Consider the following 17,953-nt stretch of genomic DNA (forward strand, 5'->3'; position numbering starts at 1 on the left):
GACTACATACACTACTACAATCATTCGCGAATCAGGCTGAAGCTAAGTGGCCTGAGCCCTGTGGAATACAGGACTCAAGCACGGCGGGCATAGAAGGCGTCCAACATTTCGGGGTCAGATCATATTTGGGTGGACACCATCGCCTAAAGCGACGGTGTCAGGAAGGTGTGTTGCCCGGACGGTTACAATTCAGTGCCCATTCGCTTGTGATATCAATAGGGTATGCAAGTGGGGGCATGGTGAAGATGCTGCCACAAGCCCTTTACTTTTCGACTTTCTAAACCACGATGTAGAAGCTTTTTCAATTGATAGTTTTGGGGTTTTCACCATCACCTTCAGTACGCAAATGATCTTGCAAATCCATCCTGAGAAAAATGGATTGGAGTCTTATGTCGTGAGTACGCGGCACGATATATTTCCCATCTTGGTGTGGTAGCCAGGAACGCGATGGCTATACGACGCGAGCCCCGGCCTCCGCTCTGACTCTGGTTGCTGACACCTGTGGGTCGTCAGCTGCCGGTAGAGATAGGCTGCAACCGACCCTGTGCTGTCGCTTGTACCCCATGCCCCACTTGAGCAGTGAAGGAGTCCCTATATGAAAAAGCCCCCCTTGTACCTCTTTGCCAAGGTGCGGTGCATTTGTGAGTATCGCCCCAGTGTTACGGCTATCGTGCTGTTTGGTCTCGAGGTTGAGGGTGAGGACGAACCACCGGTTTATATGGAGATTCGCTTCATTGATTACACCAGCCAGCAGATTGAAGGGGACCATCTGATGCTTTCGCTGGAGGAGGCACTTGAGTACGCTCAAGCTGATTACGGTATCCACCAGACTGATTGGCGTGCGATGAACCAAGAGGAAATTGATCGGATTACATGGTAGCTAGAGCAGCTACCGGGCCTGTTCCTGACTCGGCGTTAAAAGACGAGTGAGAACCGCAACTGATCAAGAGGAGCCCCTTCCGATGATCGCTCGCAAGACGTTGCAGCCCTCAAGGCCTCAGAAGGAATCCGTTTCGGACATTGTAGAGTTCGGTAATTTGACTGCTCGCCTGCCGCTATGAGTCGAATGCCAGATCGCAGCTCGACGTTGCACTTAAAGCTGTCAAGGTTGCCTAATGCCCTAGGCAGCGTCCGATCCGAAACTGCCATTGCGTCTTTTACACGCCGAGACCAGAACGGCTTGGGCTTGGATTCGTTCGAACCTTTCGTGGATGGTTCAGTGCAGAATTTGCGCGATGGTTTGCGCGACAAAAGCCGACCATGCAAAGAGATTCTCCGACGCTTGTTCGCTCTCGCTGAGCCAGTACGTCCTGGCACCCATAAAATATCCCCTGACATTGATCCGTAAGTGGCAGCCATCGGCTAGGCGTGAGTCACACGCCCTTCAGTTAACATCGATGCCAGGATAAAGATCCGCAGGTGGGTGGTAATCGGGATCTTCAAAACGACTATTGTTGTAATGCATTTTGGCAGTAGGCCCCTCGCCTTCGTACGTCACCTCAGAATTGGGAGTCAGATGCCATCCGGTCCCATCTTTGTCGCGTTCGATCAGCGACGGATACAACGTACATGTCCCGCCCGAACCGGATGTCAGCATGAATTGGTAATAGCGTCCGGCTTGGAGCGTGAACTTCGCCGAGACATAGCAGTAACGAGTGCGTGTCCCGTGGATACGCCAGCGGCTAAATCTGTGTCTCGTGCCCAAGAAGCCTCGCAATAACCGTACATATTTCTGGAAACTGTACAAATCCCTCGCGGTCGAGAAAATGTCCCCCACCACTAACGACTTCTTGCTCGGCTTTGAGGTTGCGGGACAGTTCGATAGATGCTGCCGGCTCAACAATTGAATCGTTGTCGGAAAACAGCGAGATGATTTTCTGTGTACGACGGCAAACTTCCGCGTGGTCCAGCGGTGCATCTGTGAAGGCGTGTAGCTCTGGCAACGTAGACACCGTTCTATCGAAGCCGGAGACCAGCAAGACTCCGCCAGTTAGGGTGTGTGCGGGTAAGGACAACAAGTGCCGTAGAGCAGCGATGCATCCAAGACTATGCCCTATGAGGATCGTGTTTGTGTCAGCTGCTGGCAGTGATTGCTGCAACGCCAATGCCCATTTTATTGGATCAGGATTGAACGAATCAGGCATAGCTGGAATGCTAACTTGCGCGCCTTGCTCCCGTAGCACCTCCGCCAACCAAGGAAACCAGTTCACATTGGGCGAGGCAGTATAACCATGCACAATTACAACGTGTTTACCGTCATAGCGGTTCGATGTTCTGTTGGCTGCATGCATATTGGGTATCAGAGATCAGCGGATTGATCGGTCGCTGATACTACACTTTCTGCTTTCGGCCGGCGAGGATGTCACAGCTGATAAATTGAGCGATCTGGATGATTCCCTGCAACGCGTGTCGTGGTATGCGTCCAATCGCGGCCATCGGCAATGCGGTTGTAATCTAGGGCTGATGGCAATTCGTGGCCGTCAATGACCACGACTCGTGCTGGTCACTCCGTTGAAAATGGCTGGTCAAATGCGATGCAAACGAGTGGTCAAGTGAGGGCCAATTTCGCATGAGTGACACAAGGCCTGATTTCGGCAAACTCGCCCTGCCGCAAGAAGCGATGCAGTCGTGTTTTTTGCGGCACAGGCGGCAATGGCAATGGATCACTGATTTGGATGTGGCGGATGGCTCCTAGGTGACGTCTGCGCATAAGCAGCTTCCTTGGTATACCGTTGTCGTACGCTTTTCCGATCATGCGAAAATGTCAGCGTAACCGTCCACTTAAGTCAGTCGACCTACCTGTAAAGATCCTAACAAACCAAACCGTCGAGGGCGTGGGTGGCTCACAATCACACTGCGATTTATCGGGCTGGCGAGTTGGAGGGCTGATGGGTTTTCGCGAGCAAGCTCGCGCCTACAGGCGTGAGATGTCGGGGGGACGTATGCATAGCGCCAGGTCAGCGCCTTTCCAGCCAGGCAAGCCTGAGCATTTCATGTGCCCCGGTCGGTTACGAGGCACATGGTAGCTCCCTTCAGCCACCGATATCCTGAGGCAACGCCAAGTAGAACGATAAGGCACCAAAATATACTGGCGAGCGTCTGCTTCTGGCCGAAGCACCGCCTCCGATCAGGCTTGTTTGACGCCGTTGGGTAACATCAGCAGGCAAGCATCAGCAACGGCATGGGCAAACGGGGCGAAGTCCTCGGTATTAGCGGCGATGATGTTATCAGTCGCGCCATGGACGCCCGCATAAATGAGCAATGCCACAACGTTCGGATGTTCTGGCGCCCAATTGCCGGCCAGCTTGCCCCCTTCAATAATCGCAAGCAATTGCTCGAGAATAGCGTTCTTCGAGCCGTTGGCACGATCATGATGGTGGTGGTTCACGTAGACGATATCGTGGATACGATATGTCTTGACGTAGGTTTCGATGTTGGCGTGAATCCAGGCGCGAAGACGCTCTTCCCAGTCATCGGCAGCGCAGCGCGCCATTGCATTGTCCAGGCTGAGCATGAAGCGCTCGGTATAGCGCACGGCCAGAGCGTCAAGCATTTCGTTCTTGGAAGAAAAGTAGTGATAAAACGTGCCCTTGGCCACTTGAGCTGACTCAACGATCTCGTTGATCGTGGTGGCCTCGACCCCCTGAGCTAGAAAAAGCTTCTCGGCTGCCGCCATCAGTTCATCAAGACGTACTTCGGCGGGTTTGGTCCGGGGCTTGGGAGCACGTTCTGTCGCCGGAGCTTTTACGGGGGCTTTGGTTTTCATCGTCTCGTTTCAAACAATTCGTCAAAGGAAATCAGTGTAAAGGAGGGAACCAATCGAGGTGGGAAAAAGTTGAATGATCCATTGACCGACGGTCAGTCGGCAAATATCATGAGGCATGAACATTGATCGCTCCGCCTCAGATAACCCGGTCACCCGCCGCTTTCCCCGCATAGCGGCGCTATGTGCAGCCTACCTCGGCACGTTTCTCGCTACGCTGGATATCAGCGTCGTGAACGTGGCACTACCGACACTGCAAGACGCGTTGCAAACGGATATTTCCGGTCTTCAATGGGTCGTCAATGCATACACGATCTGTTTGTCAGCCTTCATGCTGTCTTCGGGGCCAATCGCCGATCGTTATGGGCATAAGCGGGCCTGGCTGGCAGGTGTAGGGGTGTTTACTGTCGGCTCAGCAGTTTGCGCTATGGCATCCAACCTGGATTTACTGCTGTTCGGGAGGGCGGTGCAGGGAGTCGCCGGTGCGCTTCTGATCCCGGGTGCCCTGCCAATTCTCAGCCATGCATTTCCAGACGCTGAAGAGCGTGCTCACGTCATTGGTGGCTGGTCGGCGTTCAGTGCATTGGCGCTTATCCTGGGGCCATTGCTGGGTGGCTTGTTGCTCCATGGCATAGGTTGGCAGAGTATTTTTGTTATCAACCTGCCTCTTGGGATGATTGCCATAGGCCTGGGCATCTGGGGGATCAGGGAGCACAAACAACAAGCGCGCACAGCGCTGGATCCGGCAGGGCAAGTGCTCAGCGTCGTGTGTCTTGCCAGCCTGACTTATGGGCTCATCAGTATCGGCCAGCCGGGCTTGAACTCTTTGATACCCATAGCGGCGCTGGCAGTTGCCCTGGTGGTGTTTATTTTGTTTATGTTTGTAGAGCGGTGTGTAGATCGACCGTTATTGCCACTTTCGCTGTTTCGCAGGCGTTCGTTTGCCGTGGTCAACCTGGCCTCTTTTACCCTGGGTTTTTCGTACTACAGCTGCCTGTTCTTCTTCTCGATCTATTTACAGACGATTCAAGGCTTGTCGGTGGTTGAAACGGGTTGGCGAATGATGCCGCAGTTTCTGGTCACCGGCTGCGTGTCGATTTTGTACGGGCGCTTGAGCGCAGTGATGACATCGCGAAGACTTCTGGTGGCCGGTTATGGCGTGACGGCGCTGGCGATGTCTACCATGGTGACCTTCACAGCACATACCCCTTATTGGATTGTGGGCACCCTGTTCGGGCTTCTGGGGCTCGGAGCCGGTCTCGCAGTACCTGCCACCAGCATGGCGGTTATGACCGCCGCACCGATTGATCGTATGGGGGTGGCCTCTACCACGATGAACGCGTTGCGTCAGATGGGCATGACAATCGGCGTCGCCTTTTTGGGCACGCTCATGAGCAGCGAGGCGTCACGAGTGCTAGCTGCCGCGTTGCGTGATCAAGGGGTAGCCAAAGCGCCTGAGATTGCGCGGTATGTGATTGCTCATGGTGTGGCATCAAGTGACTCGCTGATTGTTTCTACACTTTTTGTTCCCGCGATGGAGCACGGGTTTCATGTGGCAATGATGGTTTCCGGGCTCGCCTGTGCACTGGTGGCCCTGATGCTGTTAATCACCTCTTTTGAGGCCGACACCTTGCCATCGCCCCCACCGAAACACACAGATGGCGGCTGACTTTGCTTCAGAGTGGAGCCAGCCTTGAAATTCACCTGCAGTTCTGTGGTCTGTACAACAATCCCGTTAAGGACTGTTTTATGTCTATTCGCCGTACCCTCTGTTTCCTGACGCTGCCGTTGTTCGCAGGTTGCCAGTATTTGCCCCACACCAACTACTTCACCGCGCCCGAAAACGAGCCCAATCCTGCCTGGGTACGTATCGTCGACTACACGCAACATGCCGAAGTATACCAATACGAAAACGGTAAACGTTCGGGCGGCGCTGTTCGCACCGGCCTCCTGCCGTTCACCCATACACAAGACGTGGGCATGCCCAAGGCAGGGCAAGACCTCACATGGGACTATTACGAAACGCGGATCCGACCCGGTATCGAAACGCAGGTGGATCTTTTCTGGGAGGGGTCACGCACTCGCTCCTGCCACATCTCGACGAAGTTTACTCCCCAAGCCGGACTCTATTACCAGTTCAGGCTGACATCCGGCTCATCAGGCAGCTGTAGGGTGTACGCATCGCTGATTGAGCGCGACACAGAAGGAAACGGTTGGCATCTCACGCCGAATCCGCAGGTGACCTACAACGGTGATGGACCGACGGCCCAAACCTATTACCAGAACAGTAGGTTTGAGGACCCCGATTATCATCCACCTGAAGCTCTGTATCCGGGGATGGACATTTACTAGACAGGTGCACGACTACAAGGAATCGTTAATTGGCTAGCGCGAAATACTTCCGAACGCTCGGCGAGCGAGCCTCAGAAGATGTGTTCGCATGGGCGGCATTTGTCGCGCAAACAGAATTCCAGTGGAAAGACACAGCGTCAGTCCAGGACGCCGTCGCCTGGCAGCGTATTTGGTTCGAGCTTGAAATACTCAACGGGCTTGCGTTGGCGCATTGGGAGGATGAGGGAAAGCCTATTAACTGGTCGAGCCGCTGGAATACCGACTATCGACAAGAAGCGGCGGCCCTGGCGAATGACTTGCTGGAGCTTTTGTGCGATGCAGAATCATCTGGAGGCTGAACCATCACGCTGGTCTCACGCAAAGTGCCCAGAAGTCGGATTGCGGCGAACAACGACCCGACGGTCAGCTCAATAGGCATCTAAACCGCTCTTCAGGGAGTTCCTCTGCAAAAATCGCGTCGGCTTTCAGCAGCACACCCTCAAATATGCCAGCTTATCCATCCCCATCCGCGCGCTTGTGCAATAGAGCATTTTATAAACCGCTCACACCGTATTGTTCCTCACTGCGTTGATGCTCTTTTGGCTGATACTGCGCGTGGAGGTTGTAGAGTGATCACGGGATGACTGCTTCTGGCCGTTCTCTGCCGATCTTCACAACGGCGTGTGCTGGTCAAGTCGAATGCAAACGGTTGGTCTGCACGGATGCAAATGAGTGGTCAAGTCCATGCAATCACGCAGAGTTGAACCAGTTGCCGAGATTTCACTGACCCAGTCTGACTCCTCGTGAATTATTGTCTGTGCTCGATTGTTGCAGTTTTAGAGATGGGACAGTCTTGCGTCGGCAATTGGGTCAATCCGGCGTCAGCATCAACACTTACGTCTAGTCTATGCAGTTACGCACCTTGCTGGGCACAAGTGCGCACTGGCGCGTAAGGACCTCAGTCGCTTTGACATCAGCATCAATTCATTCTAAGCGCCGGTGCTGACATCAGTATTGATGTGAATCACAGCCGCGGAGGTAACAATCCCAGCTGTACCAACGGAGACTTAAGCGAACTTGGGACTTTTCGTCGACTTGCGCCTCAGGTAGAGGGGAGCGTACATCTGGTGACTGGCTGATCTGGGAACCGGCACTGAAATCCGAGGCAGGTGATTTTCCAAGCGCTTTTTCGAGAACCACACCTGTGATGTCTTTTTTTTGCGAAGGTCCAGCTCTCCCATTTTGTAAACACCGTGAGAGGTGCGATATACAACGGCACTTTCTTGAGTTGCTATGCCTTGGAAGCAAATAATTTGGTCCAGATCTTCCAAACTCCATCTGTCGGAGCGGGTCAGGGCTGGTGGGCATAGCATCTGCACATGACTGATCACAACGTCAGGAGCAGCATTCAGATAGTACTGAAGTTCATACGCACAGCTGACCATCGCGGCGCGATCACTCATCCCTGTCTGGGCTGAGGTAATGGTGATAAGAAAGCCCACCCCCTCTAGCTCACAGTGTGTCCTGGTGAAAACTTTACGTTCTGCAGGGTCAAGTATATATATCAATTGCCAACCCATTCCCGATTCAGTCCGTGCCGCTCGTACACCCACAGTGAAAAAACATTCGGTATCGCAGTACGCATCTCGACTGCGTTGTGAGTGTTTGAGGATTTGTAGAACGTTCCTGGAAGGATGAGGATTCCAAGCTTTCGCGCTATATATGCATGGTATACCCCCACGATGTGATGCGTCAAAGCGTGGCTTTATTCTCTCTTTTGTGAGTACACGGAAGAGAGATGGATTATTTGGAGGCTTTAGGGCAGGTCATAAGGGAAGTCCGGGTTGCTGCTGGGCTCAGTCGAGAGGGCTGTGCACAAGTCCTAAATCGAGATCATCTTGCCAAGGTCGAACAAGGGCGTCAGGCCATTTCCGTTCTCAAATTCTATTCTTTATGCGAGTGCCTGGGCATCTCCCAAAGCCTTTTGCTTATGGCTGTGGAGGCGCGCATGGTTGGGGTCGAATTGGAAGCCTATCGGCATCAGCAAGAATGTGATTTAAACCGACTGCTCGGAGCTGGCCTGCTGAGTAGTGTTATCAATCATGGCGCGAGCCGCGGGGTACGTGGAAAGCGGGCAGAAGATAATCGTTTGGCCATCCAGACTTTGCAAACCGAAGGATTAGCAAAAATGGAGATCGTGCGTAGACTGGGTGTCAGTCGCGCCACAGTCGACCGTTATTGGCTTAAGCGATGAGCTACCAAACACTCCCGAGGGGGTTGTAATCTTAGAAATATTCCAAACAGTCCCATTACGCTGGAGCTTAGTTTGCATAAGCTCCAAGCGCTTACTAAACGGTCAATCACGCCCGCTCGAAGGCCCAGACCTATTTCATCCTTCAGTCCCAGCGGCTTCAGTAAGCTCGCTCAAAGCGCCCACATTGTTTTTGAAAGCTGCTGCGAACACTGAGCGATTTTTAGCCATGTAGATGCTCACATCTTCTGCGTGTTTCTCAGATATCCCCGGTACATGCTTCATCAGTGTGTCCGTGAGCAGCTCCGCCAGCTCAAGCATTTGATCATGCGCATCAGCGAGTTTGCGGTCCACAAAAGTAGTCTCCAGGTCTCGGGTACTGCGATAAAGAGTCTCAACTGCCATTTTTGGCCTCGTCGTCTGTCTGTTTGTCCAGTGTGTATGAGGAAGCATTTGTTCAAAGCAAATGCTGGCCGATGAATCTTGCGAACTGTTTCACTAAAGTCCTACGAGCTAACTAGGCAGGGTGGCAAAAGCGAAAACTAGGCAAGGTAATTGGTTTCGAAGGAAAATCTCTCGCCATTTGGATGCGTAGGCTACTGATATCACCGCAGTTTTAGAGGCACCCATCCCCGACCAATGGCTATCTAGGCAGTCCACTAGCCCGCAAAACCATGAACAAACGCTCCAGATCTCGGCTGCTGCGGTATACCACTTCGACGGCCATTCACCACCTCACATGCCTTCACGATAGTTGTCTTTTGCGACTACTGTATTTATATACAGCAAAAAGAGTAAGCCAAACCGTGGGGTTTGGATAGCAGTTTTTAATGTAGCCGGTAAATACAGGTTAAGCGTGCCTCATGTCACCCGGCCACCATCTCATACCTGCCCTGGCCTTTTTTCTGCATGCAACAGCAGAACAACCGTCACGTCCAACCCGCATTATCCGGTCGAGTCGACCTAAGGAAGCATCATCGTGAAAATCAACTGGGCCGAAAGGCTGCGCCAGCAAGTACATGGTCTGGCCGAGTCCCTGGGCAATCTGTTTGTCGAGTCGTTCCACTTCCTGGCGTTGTTCGCCATTGGTGCGGTGACCGCTTGGGCAGCGGTGATGGAATTTCTGGGGATGCTGGAGAACGGGCACATCAAGATTGATGACATCTTGCTGCTGTTCATTTACTTGGAATTGGGCGCCATGGTCGGGATTTATTTCAAGACCAACCACATGCCGGTGCGCTTCCTGATCTACGTGGCGATCACCGCCCTGACGCGGCTGCTGATTTCCAACGTGTCGCACCACAACCCACCAGACGTAGGAATCATCTACCTGTGCGGCGGGATTCTGCTGTTGGCGTTCGCCATCCTAGTGGTGCGCTACGCGTCGTCGGCGTTCCCGTCGGTGAAGGTCGAAGGCCCGCGTCGCAAGGGTGGTGCGAGCCTGGAAACCGAGAAGGGCGAGCTTTAAAGCCCGGCGCTGAAGGGCAGGGGACGGGGGGGCAGTCGCTGTAGCACTGTGTGATCGCCATCTGTCATCACGGCGAGGATTTCCATGGCGCTGTGGCCTTGTTCGATGGCAATACCGAATTGGATGCTCTGCACCAGACGCTTCAGCCGCTTTGGATCGTTGCGCTGTTCGGCGCTGATCATGCGTTTGGCCACCACCCCGTCGTCATTGGAGAGGGTGAGCATAATGCTGCCGTCCAACCGTTGGATGCTCAGGTTGACCCGATAGTCCGGGGTGAAGGTGTCGGTGATGATCTGAAAAGGATTGTCCATGGTGCGTACCGCCTGATAAGAACATGCAGTCATTGACGACCGGTGTTGGGATTAGTTCGTGTCTCCTGACCACCGGCCACTTCGTCGCTGAAGCGTCACAAGATCCGTTTGCTTCGTAAGCTGTACAGCAAGGGGCGTGCCGTGTGGCGGTCTATCAGCCAGTGAGGTGTCAATGTGGGCGCGGGCTTGCTCGCCCGCGCCCATATTGAATGGGCGTTGTGGGCTATTTCAGGGCAGTACTGAAAAAACGATCGCAGACAGCGCAATCAGCCCGATCCTCCCAAAAATACATTCGAGACTTGGCCCGAATACTGGCGCAGGGAAGGCACGCGGCGGATTGCGTACATTGGCATCAGGAGCAGCAGGCACGCGATGATCGGCCCGCCCATGGTCTCGATCATGCCCAGAATGCTCGGGTTGAAAGTGTCCACGGCCCAGCAGGTCAGCACGATGGCCATGAGGCCGAGGATCAGTACCAGCGACAGGATCGCCCGCGGCAGCGGGGTCATGTGCTGTGGGTGCTCCATGAAACTGCCTAGGGTGTTGGTGAGCGCCACGCTGTACACAAGCAGGATCGGAAGACCGCAAAGAAATAGAGCAGGGTGCGGATCACCCGGTCGAGGGAAATAAAGTGTTTGCCGTCATCGCGCAGGGCCATTTGCACGAATTATCCTAAGACAACCTTTAGCAGCACTAAACGCTATGACCCGACCCCTCCATGGTCAGACTTACGTCTGGCTGCACGTTTTTTCCAGTGCGGCGCGGCATTTGTCGTTCACCCGCTGCGCTGAAGAACTACACATCACGCCAGGTGCGCTGAACCATCCGGGCGTGCGGGCAGTCCATGATTGGCTGGTGGAAGAAGCGATGATTTTTCGCGGATTGCACCCCTTGGGAGAAGGGCAATTGTAGGGAATTGGGAGCGTAGGAAGATGTACCCAACTCCCGAAGATAACAGCGTGTTTGATCCTTGTCAGACTTAATTTGTAATGTGTGATTTATCTTTGCAAAGGGCTTGAATTGTTTCGCGGACTGCCCAATTGTGTAATCAAGAGGTCATGGTTTTACCTGCCTGGTAAAGCAGTCGTGACCTCTCGCGAGCTAGCTGAAATAAGGGAAAAACTATGCAAATCCAAGTCAATAGCGATAACCATATTGAAAGCAGCATCCGACTGGAGGAGTGGGTACGTACTACCATTGAAAGCACGCTCGAACGTTATGAAGAAGACCTGACCCGCGTTGAGGTCTACCTTAAAGATGAGAACGGGGATAAGCCCGGTCCCCACGATTTAAGTTGCCGCCTGGAAGCACGGCCAAAAGGCCACCAGCCGGTTTCGGTACTACACAAGGCCGATACCCTGGAACAGGCGATCGACGGTGCAGCCACCAAGCTGGACCATGCGTTGGAACATTTGTTTGGCAAACTGCAAGGCAAGCCGCGCGCTGCCGGTAAAAACCTGTCGGTCAATAAAGTGAACGATGACGCGCTTGAAGAGGAATTCCTGGAAAACGAAAATGCTGCACTTAACAGCTGACAGTTTTTTCACACCCCACTAAAAACGGGCCTGCATTTGCAGGCCCGTTTTCGTTTCAGTCTTAAAACGCGATGGAGGTTTGCACGTAGACCGTACGCGGCTCTCCCACGTATTTGCCCTTGTTGTTATCGTCGAACGAGCGGGTGAAGTACTGCGTGTTGAAGATGTTTTTCACGCCGACTGCCACGTTCAAGTCCGACAACTGCGGGCCGAAGTCATATGCCGCGCGGCTGCTGAATAACAGGTAGCCCGGGATGCGTCCGTTTGCGCCGTCAGCACTTTCCTTTTGGGTATTGGCGTTGTCGGCGAACTGGCTGCTCTGGTAGCTGCTGTCCAGGTTGAGCTTCCAGCGGCCTTCGGTGTAACCCACGCCCAGGGTGCCCTTGTGCTTGGACGAGAACGGCACGCGGTTGCCTTTGTTCGGGCCGTCTTCGCGGATGGTGGCGTCGACGTAGGCATAGGTGGCATACACATCAAAGCCGGCCAGCGCCGGGCTCAAACCGTCGAGCGCATAGTTGACGCTGGTCTCGATGCCTTGATGGCGCGTTTCGCCACGGGCAATCACCGAGTCGTTGGTCTGGTTGCTTTCGTACTGGTTGTCGAAGTTGATCAGGAACGCACCGATTTCTGCACGCAACGTGCCGTCGTTGTAGCGGGTGCCCAGTTCCCAGGTGCGGGCTTTTTCCGGTTTCACTTCGCCGCTGGTCACGCGGTTGGGCATCTGGCTGTATTGGACGCTGCCCAACGAGCCTTCGGTGTTGGCGTAGAGGTTCCAGCTGTCAGTGAGGTGGTAGAGCACGTTCAGCGCCGGCAGCGCGGTGTTGTAGTCGCCCTTGTATTTGACGTTGGTGAGGTTGTTGGTCTGCTGGGACTCGATCATCTCGTAGCGAATGCCCGGGGTGAGGGTCCACTTGCCGATATCAATCCGGTCATCGACGAAGAAAGCGTTGGCTTCGGTGCCGCCACGGGTGTCGCGGTCGTTGCGGCTGTCGGTGCTGGGGATTTGCTGGTTGGCGGCGATCGGCGTGCGGTAACGCAGTTCGTGGCCAGCCTCGTTGATGTAGCGGTAACCGACGCCGACTTCATGGCTGGTCGGGCCCAGGTCGAAGCCTTGGGCGAAGCGGGTCTCGATGCCACGTACCCAATATTCACGTGGGGACAACGAGAGGAACGTGCCCTGGTCCAGGTAGCCGCTGCGCAGGGTCTTGGTGAAGAAACTGTTTACGGTGAATTCGCGACGGTCCTGCTCATAGCGATAGCCGATGTTGAACATCGTACGGCGGCCCCAGAATTTGTCGTAGGGGCGGGTGGACTGGTACGGGTCGGCCTTGTAGTTAGCGACATTCAGGCCTCCAGGCATATCGGCCTGGCCTTCGTAGTACTGCGCCATGGCGTTGAAGCTGTTGGCGTCGTCGAGTTGGTATTTACCCTTGAGGATCAGGTCGTCGATTTGCGTGTCGCTGTGTTCGCGCCAGTCGCCGCCACGGGTACCGGAGTACAAAATCGCCCCGCCCAGGCCGTTGTCGGCAGTGCCGCCCGCCAGCAGGTTGCCGGTGGTCTTGAAGCCGTCGTGGCTGGAAGAGGGGCTGGTTTCGGTCTGCAAACCGCCTTTGACGGTGGGCGCATCCGGAATTGCGCGGGTCACGAAGTTGACCACACCGCCGACGTTTTGCGGGCCGTAGCGCACAGCGCCGCCGCCGCGCACCACGTCTACTGCATCCATATTGCCCATGCTGATCGGTGCAAACGAAAGCTGTGGCTGGCCGTAAGGCGCGAAAGGCACCGGGATGCCGTCCATCAGCACTGTGGAGCGTGATGCCAGGCGCGGGTTGAGGCCGCGAATACCGAAGTTCAGCGCCATGTCATGGCTGCCGGTGCCGTTATTGTCCGGGGCGTTGACGCCGGGAATGCGGTTGAGCACGTCTTTGGCCTGGGTCGCGCCCTGGCGTTCGAATTCTTCACGGCGGATCACATCACGGGCGCCGGGGTGTTCGAAGACGTTGGTTTGCGCGGCGTCGCCGAGCCAGTCGCCGACCACGCTGGAGGTGCCCAGCTCAATGCTGGCTGGGGCAGTGGCCGGTTGCAGGCTGTAGGCATTGTCGCCTTCGGCGCGGGCTTGCAGGCCGGTGCCTTCCAGCAGTTTTTGCAGGCCTTCAGCCGCGCTGTAGTTGCCCGTCAAGCCACGGCTCTGCATGCCCGCCGTCACTTCGGAACCAAAGGAGATCAACACGCCGGCTTCGCGGCCAAATTGATTCAGTGCGGCTTCCAACGAAGTCGGCGCGATGTGAAAAGGCTTGGCGTCGGCGGCCATGACCTGAGGCAGTACGGTAAGACTCAGGCTGGCGCCGAGTAGGAGTTGGCGCAGTGAGCGGGCGAGAAGCGTCGGTTGCTGGGGCATGACGGGCGGTCCTGAGAAGGAAGGATCTAGGTGGCTTTCCTTCTCTGTCACACGAGGTGTGGAAAACGGCTCATCGTTTTTAAGAAAAAGTTCAGGCGCGGGCCTGGACGGTCACCCAGTAGCGGGTAAACCGCCGAACGTTGACCGGCAGGCTCACTTCCAGCAGGTCGAGAATGCGTTCGCTGTTGTCCAGTGGATAGCTGCCGGAGATCAGCAGATTGGCCACCTGTGGGTCGCAATTAACCTGGCCACGGCGATAACGGCCGAGTTCGGCGAGGAAATCTTCCAGGCGCATGTGAGACGCGACCAGCATGCCGTCGGCCCAGGCGCCGCTGTTGGCGTCGGTAGGGCGCGGGGTGTCCCAGCCTTTGCGCGTGAAATTGACCTGATGCGAAGCCTGGACTGTCAGCGGCAGGCCGCTATAGGTATTGGGCATGACGTCGACGCGCCCCTCGAACACCGACAGTTGAGTGTGATCGCTGAACTGACGCACGTTCAAACGCGCCGCCTGGCTGCTGAGCAGGCCCTGGCCGGTCAGCACCTGCAGCGGCGTATTGCCTGCGGCGCCGGTCAGCAGGATCTCGCCTTCGAGCAAGCGGATCAGGCGTTGCTGGCCGTCGAAATGCACATCCACCGCACTGGCGGTATTGAGCTGCAATTGGCTGCCATCCGCCAGTTGTACCTTACGGCGCTGGCCGACGGGGCTGCGGTAGTCGGCGCTCAGCGGCGGCAATATAGGTTGCTGGCACAGGCTCCAGGCGGCGGCCGAGCCTGCGCCGAGTATCAGCAGCAGCTTCAGGGCCTGGCGTCGGCTGGTGGAGGTGGGTGCGTTCAGTGCCGCGTGGGCCAGGGGCAGCGGCATGCCGCGCAGGCGCTGGTTGACACGCTGCATGTGGTCCCACGCGCGCTGGTGTTCGCTGTGGGCGTTCAACCATTGCTGCCAGGCGGCTTGCTGGCGTGGATTGAGGGCGCCTTGCTGCATTTCCATCAGCCAATGCACGGCTTGTTCGGCGACGTGCGTGGAAAAATTCATAGGGCGAAGTAGCAGCGCATCGCCGCTTTGCTCAAGTGGCGTTTAACAGTGGCGATGGAAATGCCCAACTCAGCGCCGATTTGCGCGTAGGTCAGGCCATCCAGTTGGGCCAGCAGGAAGGCACGCTTGACCTGCGTGGGCAGGCCGTCGAGCAGTTGGTCCAGTTCAACCAGGGTTTGCAGAATGATCGCGCGTTCTTCTTCCGGCGGTGCAACGTGTTCGGGCATTTGCGCCAAGGCATCGAGATAGGCGCGTTCCAGGTCTTGGCGACGGTAGAAGTTGAACAGCACGCGCTTGGCGACAGTGGTGAGGAACGCGCGGGGTTCGATCAGCGTTGGCGTTTCCCGCGCGGTGAGCACGCGGATGAACGTGTCCTGAGCCAGGTCGGCGGCACTTTCCGGGCAGCCGAGTTTGCGTCGCAACCAGCCGGTGAGCCAGTGGTGATGGTCGTTGTACAAAACTTCGACGGTAGTGGACGGGCTCAACGGGAACGCTCCGCAAGCATCGGCATGCTTTAGAGAACAAGAATTGTTCGCATTGTAGAGCGCATGGCGGGCTTCGGCAATCCATCTGCACAGGTGTTTCATCCGTTCTCTTTTGCTTATGAGAATATTTATCATTAATATCGCGTGCTGATGAACCTGGCGCCTCTCGCATGAAAAGCAAAACCTCGCTGCCTGTCTCCTATCGTCTCGCTGTGACCTCGCGCGTACTGGCTGCTGTGGTGGGCGGTTACCTGATGGCTTCACTGGCCAGCATCTGCCTCGCGCTGTGGATGCCCACGTCGCGTGCCGACGCTGTGATCACCGGGATGATGAGTTCATTCGTGTTCTATCTGCTGGCCGTGCTCTGGTGTTTCGCCTGCCGCAGCGCCATACGCGCCTGGTTCGGCGTGATGCTGCCGAGCGCAGCATTTGCCACGCTGGCGGGCGTGGGCTTTTGGATGGCGCGCACATGAAAGAGGGCTTTCGACAGGCCATGGCCTGGTTGCACACGTGGGCTGGATTGATCTTCGGCTGGCTGTTGTTTGCGATTTTTCTGACAGGCACGTTGGCGTATTTCAAAGACGAAATCAGCCACTGGATGCAGCCCGAAGTGCAGGCTCGTCCCTTGGACGATGCGCGTAGCCTGAACGTCGCTCAAACCTATCTGCAGCACGTCGCGCCGACCGCTGCCCGCTGGTTTATCACCCTGCCGGACAGCCGCGACCCCAGCCTGTCGGTAATGTGGCAAGACAAAGTCGACCCCGGCAAGCGTGGCAACTTTATCCAGAAAACCCTCGACCCCGTCACCGGCCAGGCAGTGCAGGCCCGTGAAAGCATGGGGGGCGAGTTCTTCTATCGCTTTCACTTCCAGCTGCAAATGCCGCATCCCTGGGGCCGCTGGCTGTCGACCATTGCCGCGATGGCGATGTTTGTTGCACTGATCACCGGGATCATCACCCACAAGAAAATCTTCAAGGACTTCTTCACTTTCCGCCCCCGCAAAGGCCAGCGTTCCTGGCTCGACGGGCACAACGCGGTGGGTGTGTTAGTGCTGCCATTTCACCTGATGATCACCTACAGCAGCTTGGTGATTTTCATGAGCCTGGTGATGCCGGCACCGATCCTGGCCTCGTATGGCAACGACACCCGCGCCTTCTTCAGTGAGGTGTTCCCGGCGACAAACAATGCACCGGCGCTCGGGCAACCTGGGCAGTTGAAGCCGCTGGTGCCGATGTACGAACAGGCGCGTGAGCAGTGGGCGGGTGGACATGTCGGGCGTGTGGCGGTGAATAACCCCAGTGATGTGAACGCTTCGGTCAATGTGTTTCGCGCCGGCTCTGACAGCGTGGTGCATGATTTCGGCAGCACGGTGTCCTTTAACGGCAACACGGGCGAGCTGTTGCGGGTCAGTGGTGAGCAGTCACTGCCCGCCGTGATCGGCGGCAGTTTTTATGGCCTGCACATGGGCCATTTCGCCGGCCCGGTACTGCGCTGGTTGTACTTTATCTGTGGTCTGGCGGGCACGGCGATGATTGGCACCGGGCTGGTGATCTGGCTTGGCAAACGCCAGCTCAAGCACGCTAAAAGCGCGGTGATGCCGTTTGAATTGCGCCTGGTGGAAGTGCTGAACATCGCCAGTATGTCCGGACTGATGATCGCCATCGCGGCGTTTTTCTGGGCCAACCGTTTGTTGCCGGTGAGCTTCGCCGAGCGTTCCGACTGGGAAGTGCAAACCTTCTTTATCGTCTGGGGCCTGAGCCTGGTGCACGCCATGCTGCGCCGCGGTCGCCAGGGGTGGATCGAACAGTTGAGCGCTGGCGCGCTGCTGTTTATCGCCATTCCACTGCTCAATGCGCTCACGACCTCCCATCACCTGGGCGTTTCCCTGGCAACGGGCGACTGGGCCATGGCCGGCTTCGACTTGACTTGCCTGGCCAGCGGCGTGTTCCTGGCCTGGGCCGCCTGGAAAATGCAGCAGCGTATGGTGCCTGCCTCCAAGCCTGAACGCGCACGCCGGTTGACGCTCAAGCGGGAGGCGAACTGAATGCTGCTCGCACTGCTGATGTGCTACGGGGGGTTCACCGCATTGTGCTTGTCTACCGACCGACATCACGGCGAACTGCTGCACAGCAAGCCATCGCCCCGTCGTCGGCTGGCCCTGCGTGTGGCCGGGTGGGTGCTGCTGACGGTGTCGATCTGGCCCGCCGTGAATATCGCGGGTTGGGGCCAGGGCCTTGTGCAATGGTGCGCGGTATTGATGCTCAGTGCGCTGTTGCTGGTGCTGTTGTTGCCGTATCGGCCAAGGCTGGCCTTGATCCTGGCGGGCGTCGGCCTGCTCGCCAGCCCTGTTGCGGCCTTTGCCACTCTTTGAGTTCAGC

Annotated in this window: 19 protein-coding genes and 2 pseudogenes; 12 read left to right on the top strand and 9 right to left on the bottom strand. The window is 56.2% G+C overall.

The annotated features are described in order from the left end of the window. Nucleotides 1–93 (top strand): IS3 family transposase (locus AACY52_RS17760; protein WP_339560685.1); only part of this gene is annotated, 93 nt, incomplete at its 5' end. Nucleotides 94–595: 502 nt separating this feature from the next. Continuing rightward, complete coding sequence (locus tag AACY52_RS17765; protein WP_032900782.1) at nt 596–880, top strand: hypothetical protein; 285 nt, start codon at nt 596–598, stop codon at nt 878–880. 802 nt (nt 881–1,682) lie between these two features. On the opposite strand, the gene AACY52_RS17775 is transcribed toward AACY52_RS17765, so the two are convergent. Next, nucleotides 1,683–2,291: an alpha/beta hydrolase gene (locus AACY52_RS17775; protein ID WP_003192641.1), complete on the bottom strand. Its 609-nt coding sequence runs from the start codon at nt 2,289–2,291 to the stop codon at nt 1,683–1,685. Between the two features lie 836 nt (nt 2,292–3,127). Next, nucleotides 3,128–3,766: a TetR/AcrR family transcriptional regulator gene (locus AACY52_RS17780; RefSeq protein WP_003192639.1), complete on the bottom strand. Its 639-nt coding sequence runs from the start codon at nt 3,764–3,766 to the stop codon at nt 3,128–3,130. Nucleotides 3,767–3,881: 115 nt separating this feature from the next. Here AACY52_RS17780 and AACY52_RS17785 point away from each other — a divergent pair, with 115 nt between their 5' ends. The 3 genes from AACY52_RS17785 to AACY52_RS17795 all read left to right on the top strand — a co-directional run bounded on the left by AACY52_RS17785 (nt 3,882) and on the right by AACY52_RS17795 (nt 6,453). Then, entirely contained in the window at nt 3,882–5,432 is a 1,551-nt protein-coding gene (locus AACY52_RS17785; RefSeq protein ID WP_015885950.1) for an MFS transporter, read from the top strand. An 80-nt stretch (nt 5,433–5,512) separates the two neighbouring features. After that, a complete protein-coding gene (locus AACY52_RS17790) occupies nt 5,513–6,115 on the top strand; it encodes a hypothetical protein (protein WP_003192635.1) in 603 nt (200 codons plus the stop codon). 29 nt (nt 6,116–6,144) lie between these two features. Further along, nucleotides 6,145–6,453: a hypothetical protein gene (locus AACY52_RS17795; protein ID WP_015885952.1), complete on the top strand. Its 309-nt coding sequence runs from the start codon at nt 6,145–6,147 to the stop codon at nt 6,451–6,453. A 708-nt stretch (nt 6,454–7,161) separates the two neighbouring features. On the opposite strand, the gene AACY52_RS17800 is transcribed toward AACY52_RS17795, so the two are convergent. Next, entirely contained in the window at nt 7,162–7,596 is a 435-nt protein-coding gene (locus tag AACY52_RS17800) for a hypothetical protein (RefSeq protein ID WP_046072656.1), read from the bottom strand. 296 nt (nt 7,597–7,892) lie between these two features. Here AACY52_RS17800 and AACY52_RS17805 point away from each other — a divergent pair, with 296 nt between their 5' ends. Next, nucleotides 7,893–8,348, top strand: coding sequence for a helix-turn-helix domain-containing protein (locus AACY52_RS17805; protein ID WP_181642782.1), 456 nt, complete (start codon nt 7,893–7,895; stop codon nt 8,346–8,348). A 135-nt stretch (nt 8,349–8,483) separates the two neighbouring features. Here AACY52_RS17805 and AACY52_RS17810 read toward each other — a convergent pair whose 3' ends face one another. Continuing rightward, nucleotides 8,484–8,750, bottom strand: coding sequence for a YebG family protein (locus AACY52_RS17810; protein WP_015371285.1), 267 nt, complete (start codon nt 8,748–8,750; stop codon nt 8,484–8,486). A gap of 574 nt (nt 8,751–9,324) precedes the next feature. On the opposite strand from AACY52_RS17810, the gene AACY52_RS17815 reads away from it, so the two are divergent. Next, entirely contained in the window at nt 9,325–9,813 is a 489-nt protein-coding gene (locus AACY52_RS17815; RefSeq protein WP_339417719.1) for a phosphate-starvation-inducible PsiE family protein, read from the top strand. Here the strand turns inward: AACY52_RS17815 and AACY52_RS17820 are convergent. Continuing rightward, nucleotides 9,810–10,124 (bottom strand): DUF3509 domain-containing protein, encoded by a 315-nt coding sequence (locus AACY52_RS17820; RefSeq protein ID WP_339417720.1) that lies wholly within the window; start codon nt 10,122–10,124, stop codon nt 9,810–9,812. The genes AACY52_RS17815 and AACY52_RS17820 overlap by 4 nt on opposite strands. A gap of 228 nt (nt 10,125–10,352) precedes the next feature. After that, nucleotides 10,353–10,576 (bottom strand): annotated as a pseudogene (locus AACY52_RS32270) (HAAAP family serine/threonine permease); the annotation flags it as partial. 250 nt (nt 10,577–10,826) lie between these two features. Here AACY52_RS32270 and AACY52_RS32275 point away from each other — a divergent pair. Further along, nucleotides 10,827–11,027, top strand: a pseudogene (locus AACY52_RS32275) (LysR family transcriptional regulator); the annotation flags it as partial. Between the two features lie 221 nt (nt 11,028–11,248). Next, nucleotides 11,249–11,659 (top strand): HPF/RaiA family ribosome-associated protein, encoded by a 411-nt coding sequence (locus tag AACY52_RS17835; RefSeq protein WP_339417721.1) that lies wholly within the window; start codon nt 11,249–11,251, stop codon nt 11,657–11,659. 61 nt (nt 11,660–11,720) lie between these two features. Here the strand turns inward: AACY52_RS17835 and fecA are convergent, their stop codons facing one another. The 3 genes from fecA to AACY52_RS17850 form a co-directional block, all read right to left on the bottom strand. Next, nucleotides 11,721–14,057, bottom strand: a complete 2,337-nt coding sequence (gene fecA / locus AACY52_RS17840; RefSeq protein WP_339455524.1) for a TonB-dependent Fe(3+) dicitrate receptor FecA — start codon at nt 14,055–14,057, stop codon at nt 11,721–11,723. Nucleotides 14,058–14,148: 91 nt separating this feature from the next. Next, nucleotides 14,149–15,090 (bottom strand): FecR domain-containing protein, encoded by a 942-nt coding sequence (locus AACY52_RS17845; protein WP_339417723.1) that lies wholly within the window; start codon nt 15,088–15,090, stop codon nt 14,149–14,151. After that, nucleotides 15,087–15,575 carry a sigma-70 family RNA polymerase sigma factor gene (locus AACY52_RS17850; RefSeq protein ID WP_339560649.1) on the bottom strand — a complete coding sequence of 163 codons (489 nt, stop codon included), beginning with the start codon at nt 15,573–15,575 and terminating at the stop codon, nt 15,087–15,089. The genes AACY52_RS17845 and AACY52_RS17850 overlap by 4 nt, the downstream gene beginning before the upstream one ends. Nucleotides 15,576–15,745: 170 nt before the next feature. Here AACY52_RS17850 and AACY52_RS17855 point away from each other — a divergent pair, with 170 nt between their 5' ends. Genes AACY52_RS17855 through AACY52_RS17865 form a run of 3 tightly spaced genes read left to right on the top strand, consistent with a single transcriptional unit; the run spans nt 15,746 to nt 17,946 of the window. After that, nucleotides 15,746–16,048: a DUF3649 domain-containing protein gene (locus AACY52_RS17855; protein WP_339417725.1), complete on the top strand. Its 303-nt coding sequence runs from the start codon at nt 15,746–15,748 to the stop codon at nt 16,046–16,048. Next, a complete protein-coding gene (locus AACY52_RS17860; RefSeq protein WP_339417727.1) occupies nt 16,045–17,619 on the top strand; it encodes a PepSY-associated TM helix domain-containing protein in 1,575 nt (524 codons plus the stop codon). Before AACY52_RS17855 ends, AACY52_RS17860 begins: the two co-directional genes overlap by 4 nt. Next, nucleotides 17,620–17,946: a DUF3325 domain-containing protein gene (locus AACY52_RS17865; RefSeq protein ID WP_339417729.1), complete on the top strand. Its 327-nt coding sequence runs from the start codon at nt 17,620–17,622 to the stop codon at nt 17,944–17,946. It abuts the gene before it with no gap. Nucleotides 17,947–17,953 lie beyond the last annotated feature (7 nt).

Origin of the sequence: Pseudomonas sp. EA_65y_Pfl1_P113 (genome assembly GCF_963970525.1) — a bacterium.
Classification (GTDB): Bacteria; Pseudomonadota; Gammaproteobacteria; order Pseudomonadales; family Pseudomonadaceae; genus Aquipseudomonas; species Aquipseudomonas tritici.

Coding starts and splice junctions, on each gene's coding strand:
- AACY52_RS17765 (WP_032900782.1), top strand. CDS start 596: ATGAAAAAGCCCCCCTTGTACCTCTTTGCCAAGGTGCGGTGCATTTGT.
- AACY52_RS17775 (WP_003192641.1), bottom strand. CDS start 2,291: ATGCATGCAGCCAACAGAACATCGAACCGCTATGACGGTAAACACGTT.
- AACY52_RS17780 (WP_003192639.1), bottom strand. CDS start 3,766: ATGAAAACCAAAGCCCCCGTAAAAGCTCCGGCGACAGAACGTGCTCCC.
- AACY52_RS17785 (WP_015885950.1), top strand. CDS start 3,882: ATGAACATTGATCGCTCCGCCTCAGATAACCCGGTCACCCGCCGCTTT.
- AACY52_RS17790 (WP_003192635.1), top strand. CDS start 5,513: ATGTCTATTCGCCGTACCCTCTGTTTCCTGACGCTGCCGTTGTTCGCA.
- AACY52_RS17805 (WP_181642782.1), top strand. CDS start 7,893: ATGGATTATTTGGAGGCTTTAGGGCAGGTCATAAGGGAAGTCCGGGTT.
- AACY52_RS17810 (WP_015371285.1), bottom strand. CDS start 8,750: ATGGCAGTTGAGACTCTTTATCGCAGTACCCGAGACCTGGAGACTACT.
- AACY52_RS17820 (WP_339417720.1), bottom strand. CDS start 10,124: ATGGACAATCCTTTTCAGATCATCACCGACACCTTCACCCCGGACTAT.
- AACY52_RS17835 (WP_339417721.1), top strand. CDS start 11,249: ATGCAAATCCAAGTCAATAGCGATAACCATATTGAAAGCAGCATCCGA.
- fecA (WP_339455524.1), bottom strand. CDS start 14,057: ATGCCCCAGCAACCGACGCTTCTCGCCCGCTCACTGCGCCAACTCCTA.
- AACY52_RS17845 (WP_339417723.1), bottom strand. CDS start 15,090: ATGAATTTTTCCACGCACGTCGCCGAACAAGCCGTGCATTGGCTGATG.
- AACY52_RS17855 (WP_339417725.1), top strand. CDS start 15,746: ATGAAAAGCAAAACCTCGCTGCCTGTCTCCTATCGTCTCGCTGTGACC.
- AACY52_RS17860 (WP_339417727.1), top strand. CDS start 16,045: ATGAAAGAGGGCTTTCGACAGGCCATGGCCTGGTTGCACACGTGGGCT.
- AACY52_RS17865 (WP_339417729.1), top strand. CDS start 17,620: ATGCTGCTCGCACTGCTGATGTGCTACGGGGGGTTCACCGCATTGTGC.